At 61.7% G+C, this 454-nt stretch carries 1 pseudogene; it reads left to right on the forward strand.

Going from position 1 to position 454, the window contains the following annotated elements:
- Positions 1–352, forward strand: a pseudogene (locus tag JZY06_RS12110) (hypothetical protein); the annotation flags it as partial.
- Positions 353–454: the final 102 nt, after the last annotated feature.

Genomic DNA, 454 nt, shown 5'->3' on the forward strand with positions numbered 1-454 from the left:
GACAACGGTCTCCGATGACGACATCAAAATTGCCGCACAGCTGGCCTTGCCGCACCGCAGGCGGCGTGATCCCTTCGATGAGCCCGGACTGGACCAGGAGCAGCTCGACGAAGAGATGGACAAGGCCAAACAGGACATTCCCGACGAAGAGGAACCGGACAGTCAACCGGACGACCTGCCGGACGGCGCTGATGACGGGTCCCGGCAGCCAGACACCGAACCGCAGGAATCCGACGGCACCCGGGAAGAAAAAGACGATGACGATCAGGCGCCGGGTGATGGGGTAACGGGTCATGCCGCGACCGGTTCACCCTTTCGTTCCCCGGGTGTTCCGGCGGACCGGAATAGGTGAAGAAGGCCTACCGGGCAGAAGATCGAAAGCCTATTCCGCCCAAGGATCGACTGTCCGGGCGGTTAAAGGCGGTCATGGTGTCAATGTGGTCGGTTCCGTGTT

The organism is Corynebacterium mendelii, from assembly GCF_017307055.1.
Lineage (GTDB): Bacteria > Actinomycetota > Actinomycetes > Mycobacteriales > Mycobacteriaceae > Corynebacterium > Corynebacterium mendelii.